Annotated in this window: 9 protein-coding genes and 1 pseudogene; 3 read left to right on the top strand and 7 right to left on the bottom strand. The window is 62.3% G+C overall.

Annotation, left to right across the window (positions count from 1 at the left end; translation table 11 throughout):
- The 6 genes and pseudogenes from B7X90_RS16830 to B7X90_RS16805 form a co-directional block, all read right to left on the bottom strand.
- Positions 1 to 462 (bottom strand): annotated as a pseudogene (locus B7X90_RS16830) (NADH-quinone oxidoreductase subunit D); the annotation flags it as partial.
- Complete coding sequence (locus B7X90_RS16825; protein WP_292626396.1) at positions 459 to 1,286, bottom strand: NADH-quinone oxidoreductase subunit C; 828 nt, start codon at positions 1,284 to 1,286, stop codon at positions 459 to 461. The pseudogene B7X90_RS16830 and the gene B7X90_RS16825, both read right to left, overlap by 4 nt.
- Positions 1,287 to 1,299: 13 nt before the next feature.
- The gene (locus B7X90_RS16820; protein WP_292626395.1) at positions 1,300 to 1,860 is read right to left on the bottom strand and encodes an NADH-quinone oxidoreductase subunit B; all 561 of its coding nucleotides are present in this window, start codon (positions 1,858 to 1,860) and stop codon (positions 1,300 to 1,302) included.
- Between the two features lie 5 nt (positions 1,861 to 1,865).
- A complete protein-coding gene (locus tag B7X90_RS16815) occupies positions 1,866 to 2,252 on the bottom strand; it encodes an NADH-quinone oxidoreductase subunit A (RefSeq protein WP_168851634.1) in 387 nt (128 codons plus the stop codon).
- Between the two features lie 162 nt (positions 2,253 to 2,414).
- Positions 2,415 to 3,848 (bottom strand): coniferyl aldehyde dehydrogenase, encoded by a 1,434-nt coding sequence (locus tag B7X90_RS16810; RefSeq protein WP_292626390.1) that lies wholly within the window; start codon positions 3,846 to 3,848, stop codon positions 2,415 to 2,417.
- A gap of 23 nt (positions 3,849 to 3,871) precedes the next feature.
- The gene (locus tag B7X90_RS16805) at positions 3,872 to 4,657 is read right to left on the bottom strand and encodes an A24 family peptidase (RefSeq protein WP_292626387.1); all 786 of its coding nucleotides are present in this window, start codon (positions 4,655 to 4,657) and stop codon (positions 3,872 to 3,874) included.
- Positions 4,658 to 4,768: 111 nt separating this feature from the next.
- On the opposite strand from B7X90_RS16805, the gene B7X90_RS16800 reads away from it, so the two are divergent.
- Positions 4,769 to 5,965 (top strand): acetyl-CoA C-acyltransferase, encoded by a 1,197-nt coding sequence (locus tag B7X90_RS16800; RefSeq protein WP_292626385.1) that lies wholly within the window; start codon positions 4,769 to 4,771, stop codon positions 5,963 to 5,965.
- Positions 5,966 to 6,043: 78 nt separating this feature from the next.
- Here the strand turns inward: B7X90_RS16800 and B7X90_RS16795 are convergent, their stop codons facing one another.
- Complete coding sequence (locus B7X90_RS16795) at positions 6,044 to 6,511, bottom strand: SH3 domain-containing protein (RefSeq protein WP_292626383.1); 468 nt, start codon at positions 6,509 to 6,511, stop codon at positions 6,044 to 6,046.
- Positions 6,512 to 6,626: 115 nt separating this feature from the next.
- On the opposite strand from B7X90_RS16795, the gene B7X90_RS16790 reads away from it, so the two are divergent.
- Both B7X90_RS16790 and B7X90_RS16785 read left to right on the top strand, forming a co-directional pair.
- Positions 6,627 to 7,646 carry a D-glycerate dehydrogenase gene (locus B7X90_RS16790; RefSeq protein WP_292626382.1) on the top strand — a complete coding sequence of 340 codons (1,020 nt, stop codon included), beginning with the start codon at positions 6,627 to 6,629 and terminating at the stop codon, positions 7,644 to 7,646.
- A 94-nt stretch (positions 7,647 to 7,740) separates the two neighbouring features.
- Positions 7,741 to 9,060, top strand: a complete 1,320-nt coding sequence (locus B7X90_RS16785) for an ammonium transporter (protein ID WP_292626380.1) — start codon at positions 7,741 to 7,743, stop codon at positions 9,058 to 9,060.
- The last annotated feature ends 216 nt before the right edge of the window (positions 9,061 to 9,276 follow it).

Here is a 9,276-nt window from a genome sequence, read left to right as displayed (position 1 = left end):
TTCGAAGAAGTTGAGGCAGTCCTCGCGCACTTCGAACATCCACAGGTTCGGCGTCATCGCGCCGACGTCCATCACATGTGAACCAAGGTTGAGCATGTGGTTGCAGATGCGCGTCAGCTCCGCAAACAGCACGCGCAGATACTGCGCCCGCAGCGGAACCTCGATGTTCAGCAGCTTTTCCACCGCCAGCACATAAGAATGCTCCATCGCCAGCGGCGAGCAGTAGTCCAGCCGGTCAAAGTACGGCAGCGCCTGCAGATAGGTCTTGTGCTCGATCAGTTTTTCGGTGCCGCGGTGCAGCAGGCCGACATGCGGATCGATCCGCTCGATAATCTCGCCGTCCAGCTCCATGACCATGCGCAACACGCCGTGCGCCGCCGGGTGCTGTGGCCCAAAGTTGATCGTGTAGTTGGTGATGACTTCATCGCCAGTGGTCGGCGACTGTTCAAGCGAGAGGCTCATGCGCCGTCTCCATCGGTCTTTTTCTTGCGCGGCTTCTTCGCCGGACGATCCTCGGTCGGCTCAGGCGCGGCAGGCGCGTCCTTGGCTGAATCCGCGGACGGCGTAGCCTTTGCCGCTTCGGCATTCGCTTTTTCACCAGCGCCGGTATCGGCCTTGCTGTCGGTCGTCTTGGGCGTCGCCACAGGCGCTGGCGCGGGCGCGGGCGGTACCTCCGCCTTCTCATCGCCCGGCAGCACGTAATCCGCGCCTTCCCACGGGCTCATGAAATCAAACTGCCGCAGATCCTGCGCCAGTTGCACCGGTTCATAGACCACGCGCTTGTCTTCTTCGGAATAGCGCAGTTCGACATAGCCCGTCAGCGGGAAGTCCTTGCGGAACGGGTGTCCCTGAAAGCCATAGTCGGTCAGGATGCGGCGCAGATCGGGATTCCCCGCAAACAGCACGCCGAACATGTCATAGACTTCACGCTCATACCAACCGGCGTTGGGCCACAGCGTGGTCACAGTCGGCACCGGCGCAACCTCGTCGGTCGTGACTTTCACCACGATGCGATGGTTCCTGGTCAGCGACAGCAGGCAATAGCAGACGTCGAAACGCTCAGGCCGCTGCGGGTAGTCGACGCCCACGATGTCCATGAGCTGCTGGTATTCGTGGTTATCGCGCAGAAGACGCAGCGACTCTTCCAGAGAGTCGCGCTCAACGTAGAAGATCAACTCGCCGTGCTCTTCGCGGCCATCGAGCATTTTTGCGCCCAGTGTGGCGTGAATTGCGTCACCGACGCCTTCGTGGCTTGCGATCTTTGGAGCGGAGTGGAGAACCGTCATTACCCAGCCCTCCTCAGCGCTCAATCGTGCCGACGCGGCGGATCTTCCGCTGCAACTGCATCACGCCATAGAGCAGCGCCTCGGCGGTCGGCGGGCAACCGGGGACATAGATATCGACCGGCACGATGCGATCACACCCACGCACGACGCTGTAGCTGTAGTGATAATAGCCACCGCCATTGGCACACGATCCCATCGAGATCACGTACTTGGGGTCGGACATCTGGTCATAGACCTTGCGCAGCGCAGGGGCCATCTTGTTGCACAGCGTACCGGCCACGATCATCACGTCCGACTGGCGCGGAGAAGCGCGCGGCGCAGCGCCAAAACGCTCCATATCGTAACGCGGCATGTTCACGTGGATCATTTCCACCGCGCAGCAGGCAAGCCCGAAGGTCATCCACCACAGCGAACCGGTACGCGCCCACTGGAACAAGTCCTCGGTGCTGGTGACGAGGAAACCCTTGTCATTCACCTCGGCATTGAGGCTTTCGAAAAACGCCTGATCGGGCGCGACGAGCGCACCTTGATTACCAGCGATCCCAGCGGGATTGACGAGCGAAGAAGTGGCCATGTTGCTCATTCCCAATCCAGCGCTCCCTTCTTCCAGGCGTAGATGAAGCCAATCACCAGTTCGCCAAGGAAGATCATCATTGTGGTCCAACCAGCCCAACCGGTTTCACCAAGGCTGACGGCCCAAGGAAACAGGAAGGCCGCTTCAAGATCGAAAATGATGAAGAGGATTGCCACGAGGTAAAAACGGACGTCGAACTGGCTGCGCGGGTCTTCAAACGCGGGGAAGCCGCATTCATACTCGCTGAGCTTTTCGGCGTTCGGGTTGTGCGCGCCGGTAAGCCGCGCCACGCCCATCGGCAGAAACACGAATGCGGACGAAAGCGCCAACGCGATCCCAAGGAAGATCAGGATCGGCAGGTATTGAGCCAAGTATGAAGTTTGGTCGACCAAAGGGCTGACTCGCGTAGCTGCAAGGTTCGCCTGCGCCCTAGTCCCGCCTTCGCCATCGCGCAAGTGGTGTGCGCCGCACCAAGGGCAGATTTGCCCGTCCTTTTCACCCGATTCCGATGATGCAGGCCCTCAACAGCCCACCTGCGGGATCGTATGCCTTGCTTACTTTAACTGCATCTTCAGCGTACGCGCCGTCGCGGCACCATAAGGTGGCCTCAACCCCGCCAGTTTCGCCACATTTATCTTTGGCTGCTTATAGATAGCGCGACCATGGCTGAACGCGCGGAAACCTTCGACGCCGTGATAGCTGCCCATGCCCGAAGGTCCGATTCCGCCAAACGGCAGATCATCGGCCGAGACATGAAAAATAACATCGTTCACGGTAACTCCGCCCGAAATCGTCCGGGTCAGCACCTGCTCACGCTCACCCGCGTCCTCGCCAAAGTAATACAGCCCCAACGGACGATCATGCGCGTTGATGTAGTCGATGGCTTCACCAATCGCGCGATAAGTCTTCACCGGCAGGATCGGCCCGAAAATTTCGTCCTGCATGACCTTCATGTCGTCGTTCACATTGCGCAGGATCGTCAGCGGCATCTTGTTGCCGTTTGATCCTTCAAAGTTCTCGTTGCCGGGATTGATGACAATGGCCTCCGCCCCCTTGGCCACGGCATCGTCAACCAAGCCGGTCAACCGGTCCCGATGGCGGCGATTGATGACCGAGGTGTAGTCATCGTTGGCCAGCAGCGTCGGATACATCTGACCCACGCAGGATTGGATCGCCCCGATGGCCTTATGCTCCATATCCTCGGGCACCAGCATATAGTCCGGTGCCAAGCATATTTGCCCGGCGTTCATCATCTTGCCCAGCGCAATACGCTCAGCCGCGCGTTCCACGTCGGCATCACGGCCAAGGATCGTGGGGGATTTTCCGCCCAGTTCCAAAGTCACCGGCACCAGATTGTCAGCCGCTGCATGAAGCACGTGCTTGCCGATAGAGGTCGCGCCCGTGAACAACAGGTGATCGAACGGCAGCGAACAGAAATCCTGCCCCGTCTGCGGCCCGCCCAGCACCACCGCCACTTCATCCTCGCCAAAATGCTTGGCAAAAAGCTCTGCCATCAGTTCAGATGTGCGTTCGGTAAACTCGCTCGGCTTCAGCAGCGCACGGTTGCCTGCCGCAAAGGCCTGCGCCAGCGGAGCCAAGGTCAGGCCGACAGGGAAGTTCCACGGCGCAACCACGCCAATCACGCCCTTGGGTTCGTAACGCACCTCGGCCCGCGCGCCCAGCAGGCTCAGCGGGAAGTTGGCATGGCGCTTTTCAGCCTTGGCCCAGCGCTTCATATTCTTCTGCGAATAGCGGATCATGCCCAGTGCAGGCATCACATCGGTCAGCATCGATTGTTCATGGCTGCGATGGCCGAAGTCCGCGCTCATCGCCTTGGCCAAAGCCTCGCCATGTTCAAGCAGCAGCCTTGCACAGCGTTCGAGACGGTCATTGCGGATGGAAAGCGGTTCGGGCCGGGCCATAGTGAACGCTGCGCGCTGACGCTCCAGCAACACCAGCATTTCATCGCGGCTGGTTTCCTTGAACATTGGCTTTCCCCCAAACGAATCGTCTATCCCAGCCCTTGCAGAAGGAACAGCGGCCATGCCGTAGCGGCAATGCAGGTTCCCAGCGGCAGCGCTGTGTCTGCAGCGATACTACGCTTGCTTACAAGCATGACAATAGCCGCCAGAATGCCCAGAATGCTTGCGCCAAGCATGACCTCCACCACGCCCAGCGGCCCCAGCCACAGACCGATAGCCCCCAGCAGCGGCGGATCGCCCGCGCCCATGCCCTCCCTGCCCCGGCTTTTGAGGTAGACCTTGGCGACCAGCCACAGCAGCCCAAAGCCCAATGCGCCACCCGTCAAGGATACAAGGATGGGATCAAAGCTCCCCACTGCCCATGCTTGTGCAGCAACCACCGCGATGCCGCTTGCCGCCAGCCAGCCCACCAACACGCGTGGCAGCCACAAATGGCGCAAATCCAGCAAAGCCAGCAGCAACAATTGCCAGCCCATCAGCATGGCGGCGAGCGTCAGCCCCGCATCGGCCAGCCAAACCGCACCGATTGCAATCGCTGCGCCTCCCAGTTCGCAGGCCAATTGCCAGCCCCCGATCGGTCCACCACACGTCCGACACTTTCCGCGCTGCGCCAGCCATGACAGCACCGGAATCAATTCCGCGATGGTAAGCGCCCGTCCGCAACCATCGCAAGCCGATCTGCCGGTGACGACAGAACGCTTCTCCGGCAGCCGCACCAATGCTGCCCCCAGAAAGCTCCCGACAATCGCGCCGAGCACGGCCGCGCCCACAATCTGCAGCCAGAATGGCAGCAAAGCTCCGAGGAAATCCGTCACTGCCTCTCCTACGCCCCATTTGCTTTCGCTGCACTGCAACACTAAGTAGCCATCTACAACGCGTCGCGACAGGCGCACATCAAGCACTCAACGTAGAGAGGCAGTCAAGCCATGGCCCAGTTCTCCGCATCCGATCCGGTCGTAATCCTGTCCTATGCGCGCACCCCAATGGGCGCAATGCAAGGCACGCTGGCCGATGTCGCCGCCACTGATCTCGGTGCCACCGCCGTCAAGGCTGCGGTCGAGCGTGCCGGTGTTGCGCCAGACAGCATCGAGCGCATCTATATGGGCTGCGTACTTCCTGCGGGTCTCGGACAGGCCCCTGCCCGTCAGGCTGCGATCAAGGCAGGCCTGCCCAAATCGGTGCAGGCCACCACGGTCAACAAGGTCTGCGGTTCGGGTATGCAGACGATCATCATGGGCGCAGAGGCACTCGCGTCGGGCAGCGTGGACGTGATCGTCGCAGGCGGGATGGAATCGATGACCAACGCCCCCTACCTGCTCAAAAAGCACCGTTCAGGCGCGCGCATCGGTCATGACACGGCCTATGATCACATGTTCCTCGATGGCCTTGAAGATGCTTACGAAGCGGGCCGCGCGATGGGCACCTTCGCGCAGGACACCGCCAACGCCTATCAATTGACCCGCGAACAGCAGGACACCTACACAGTCGAATCGCTCCGTCGTGCGCAGGCGGCGGTCAATGACGGCACCTTCAAAGATGAAATCGCCCCGGTCACGTTCAAGACCCGCGCCGGTGAAGTCACTGTCGATACCGACGAAGCCCCCGGCAAGGGCCGCCCGGACAAGATCCCGTCGCTCAAGCCCGCCTTCGCCAAGGACGGCACGATCACCGCTGCCACTTCATCGTCAATCTCGGATGGCGCAGCAGCTGTTGTCCTCGCACGTGAAAGCGTTGCCAAGGCATCGAGCCTGACGCCGGTCGCAAAGATCGTCGCGCTTGCTGCTCACGCGCAGGAACCGAAGGACTTCACCACCGCCCCGGTCGGCGCGATCAACAAGGTTCTGGAAAAGGCTGGCTGGTCCATCGCCGATGTCGATCTGTTCGAAGTTAACGAAGCCTTCGCCTGCGTCGCCATGTTCGCGATGCACGATCTCGGCATCCCACACGAAAAGATCAACGTCAACGGCGGCGCCACCGCCCTTGGTCACCCCATCGGCGCATCGGGCACCCGCATCGTCACCACCCTGCTCGCCGCGCTGAAAAAGCATGGCAAGACCAAGGGTGTCGCCAGCCTCTGCATCGGCGGCGGTGAAGCCACGGCACTGGCCATCGAACTTGTCTGATTCGCCTACGAATGTAAGTCGAAACGATCCCCCGCCCGCAAGGTCGGGGGATTTTTCGTGAGGCTTAATTCGTGAGACTCATGGGGCCTCGCCGCCCCAAACGCTGGCCGCGCGGACATAGCCTTTCCGCCCGCTCACGTCGAACACGCACCAGCCTGCCTCACACTCGCCAATCTGGCCGATGACACCGGGCGCCACACGCCAAAGCACGCGCCCGCTGCCGTCCTTGTTCTCGCGTAGCCCCGTTATGCTACCCTTGACGATCCCCGCACGCGCCCGCGTAAGGAACTGCGAAAGGATCCACCCCCGCGCGCCTTCCGGGTCTTCGATAAGGCGCCAACTGCCCATCACGCGCAACACCTTCAAAGGCACACCCTTGCGCACATAGGTCCAGTTGATGCGATACTCGCGGCCCGGCCCCACGCGCATGTTGGCGGTGTCCTTGGCCGTGGAGACCCAGTAGGGTACGCCATCGTCCGCACCTTGCGCCGTCACCGGCACGGCCGACAGCGCAAAGGCAAGAGTGAATGCAATCTGCTTGATCATCGCCAATCCGTCGCAAAATTGCGCGCTAAGGGCAACACCCCGCGCATGGCTGTCCACCATGACAGAATAGCCCGGCGCTTGACCGCCCGCCCCTGCCCGGCCTAGCGTCCACCCCATGCCTAGCTCCGCCGACTATCGCACCGCCCGCCGCGTCGAAGGAAAACCCCGCGTCGTCGTCACGCGCCGCCTGCTCCCAGAAACCGAAGCGCGCATGGTCGAACTCTTCGACGTCACGCTCAGCACAGATGACCACCCGCTCACCCGCGAAGAACTGGTCGCCGCGATGCAGAGCGCGCACGTCCTCGTCCCCACGGTGACCGACCGCATCGACACAGACCTGGTCGCGCAAGCGGGGCCGCAACTCGGCCTCATCGCCAACTTCGGGGCAGGCATCGAACACATTGATCTCGCCGCCGCCCGCGCGCGCAAGATCATGGTCACCAACACCCCCGGCGTCTTTACCGACGACACGGCGGACATGGCCATCGCCCTGATCATCTCCGTCAGCCGCCGCCTCAACTACGGCGGCCGTACCTTGCGTGCAGGCAAGTGGGAAGGCTGGGCGCCTTCCACCATGCTCGGCCACCGCCTCGCCGGAAAGACGCTGGCGATCGTCGGCATGGGCCGCATCGGCCAGGCCGTAGCCCACCGCGCCCGCGCCTTTGGCCTCACCATCGCCTACCACAGCCGCCACCGCCTGCCCGAAGCGCTCGAAACGATGTTCGGCGCACGCTATGTCGAGGATCTCGATACACTGGTGGCAGAGGCCGACATCCTCACCCTCCACTGCCCCGCCACCCCCGAAACGCACCACCTGATCGACGCCCGCCGCATCGCCATGATGAAGCCTGAGGCCTATCTGGTAAACACAGCGCGCGGCCAGCTGGTAGAGGAGGAGGCCCTGATCGCAGCCCTCGTCGAAGGGCGCATCGGCGGTGCCGGCCTTGATGTGTTCGAGCATGAACCGCAGGTCGACGCCCGCCTGCTCGCCCATCACAACGTCGCCATCCTGCCGCACATGGGCAGCGCCACGTTCGAAGGGCGGCAAGCCTCGGGCGAGAAGGTCGTGGCCAACATCCGCTTCTGGGCCGATGGCCACCGCCCCCCCGATCAGGTGCTCGAAGGCCTCGTGTAAGCCCGTCCCCGTTTCGCACAATAATCGATCACCCCCGCGCTTGTGCGGTGCTGCAAAGTTGCTCTAAAGCGCCGGGCGAGAGGGAGTTCTGTTGATGCGAAACGTGATGGCGGCATTCGTCGCGCTATTTGCCCTGCTTGTGCCAGCGCTGGCGCTGGGCCAGAACAGCCTTGAAACGGTCAGCGTAGAAGACGTGGCCGATACCGGCGACACCGCGTGGATTCTGGTCTCCTCCGCTTTCGTGCTGATGATGGCCATGCCCGGCCTCACGCTGTTCTACGGCGGCCTCGTCCGCGCCAAGGGCTTTCTGGCCGTGCTGGTGCAGGTCGGAGCGATTGCCGCCGTGGCCTCGGTCCTGTGGATCATGGTCGGCTATACGCTGGCGTTCGGAGACGTTGCAGGCGGCTGGCTCGGCAGCGGCAACGCCTGGATGCTGCTCAACCTCGGCAACGTACGCGCCAATACCACCATCCCGGAAAGCGCCTTCGTGCTGTTCCAGATGTGCTTTGCCCTGATCACCCCGGCCCTGATGGTCGGCGCATGGGTAGATCGCGCCCGCTTCGGCTGGGTCGTCGGGTTCTGCGCGCTGTGGGGCCTGATCGTCTATGCCCCTGCGGCCCACTGGGTCTGGGGCGGCGGCTGGCTCTCCACCAAGTTCGGCACGCTGGACTTTGCGGGCGGCATCGTCGTCCACACCACCGCCGGCATTTCGGCACTGGTCGTCGCAATGCTGCTGGGCAAGCGCGCGGGCTTCCCCAAAACGCTGATGCTCCCGCACAGCCCCTCGCTCACGATGGCTGGCGCAGCGCTGCTGTGGGTCGGCTGGTTCGGCTTCAACGGCGGCTCGGCGCTGGCGGCCAACGATGATGCTGCCTCGGCCATCATCAACACCCATGTCGCCGCCTGCGTGGCCGCGCTGGTGTGGTTGGTGATCGAAAAGTTCGCGGTCGGCAAACCCACCTCGGTCGGCTTCGCCACCGGAGCCATCGCGGGCCTCGCCATCGTCACCCCCGCCGCCGGATACATCGCGCCCGGTGCCGCCATGCTCTTCGGAGCCCTTGCCACTGTCGTCTGCTACCCGATGATCCAGATCGTGAAAAAGCGCCTCGAAATCGACGATTCGCTCGACGTCTTCGCCGTCCACGGCGTCGGCGGGATGCTCGGCTCTGTCCTGCTGGCCGTGTTTATCTCGGAATCATTCGGCGGCACCGGCTATGCCCAAGGCATGGACCTCGCCCGCCAACTCGTCGCCCAGATCGCTGGCGTCGGCATCATCGCACTATGGAGCGCCTTTGCCACCGTCGTCTGCGCGCTGATGGTCTCGATGGTCATCCCGATGCGCGTGACTGAGGACGAGGAACGCGAAGGCCTCGACATCACCAGCCACGGCGAACGCGCCTGGGAAATGGACTGATTTTGGCGCTGGGGGGGGGAGCCTCTCCCGGCGTTGGAGTGGCAGCATTCAATGATTTTTCGTCAAAAGCTGCCGTTCTGGACACGACGCCGTTGCGGACTCACACAACAGCCGTCAAACTAAGGCCTGTGGACATTTACCGCAGAGCAATTCTGAGCGCGGCAAGATTGATCATTGCTCGGTAGCTTTGATCGGTCTTTTCATAGCGGGTAGCGA

It is taken from the genome of Novosphingobium sp. 17-62-19 (assembly GCF_002256775.1).
Classification (GTDB): Bacteria; Pseudomonadota; Alphaproteobacteria; order Sphingomonadales; family Sphingomonadaceae; genus Novosphingobium.
Note: the sequence above shows the minus strand (reverse complement) of the source record. Positions and strands in the feature narration are given on the sequence as shown.

Bases quoted from the DNA above. Each gene is read 5' to 3' on its own strand.
- B7X90_RS16825 (WP_292626396.1), bottom strand. From the start codon at position 1,286: ATGACGGTTCTCCACTCCGCTCCAAAGATCGCAAGCCACGAAGGCGTC.
- B7X90_RS16820 (WP_292626395.1), bottom strand. From the start codon at position 1,860: ATGGCCACTTCTTCGCTCGTCAATCCCGCTGGGATCGCTGGTAATCAA.
- B7X90_RS16810 (WP_292626390.1), bottom strand. From the start codon at position 3,848: ATGTTCAAGGAAACCAGCCGCGATGAAATGCTGGTGTTGCTGGAGCGT.
- B7X90_RS16800 (WP_292626385.1), top strand. From the start codon at position 4,769: ATGGCCCAGTTCTCCGCATCCGATCCGGTCGTAATCCTGTCCTATGCG.
- B7X90_RS16795 (WP_292626383.1), bottom strand. From the start codon at position 6,511: ATGATCAAGCAGATTGCATTCACTCTTGCCTTTGCGCTGTCGGCCGTG.
- B7X90_RS16790 (WP_292626382.1), top strand. From the start codon at position 6,627: ATGCCTAGCTCCGCCGACTATCGCACCGCCCGCCGCGTCGAAGGAAAA.
- B7X90_RS16785 (WP_292626380.1), top strand. From the start codon at position 7,741: ATGCGAAACGTGATGGCGGCATTCGTCGCGCTATTTGCCCTGCTTGTG.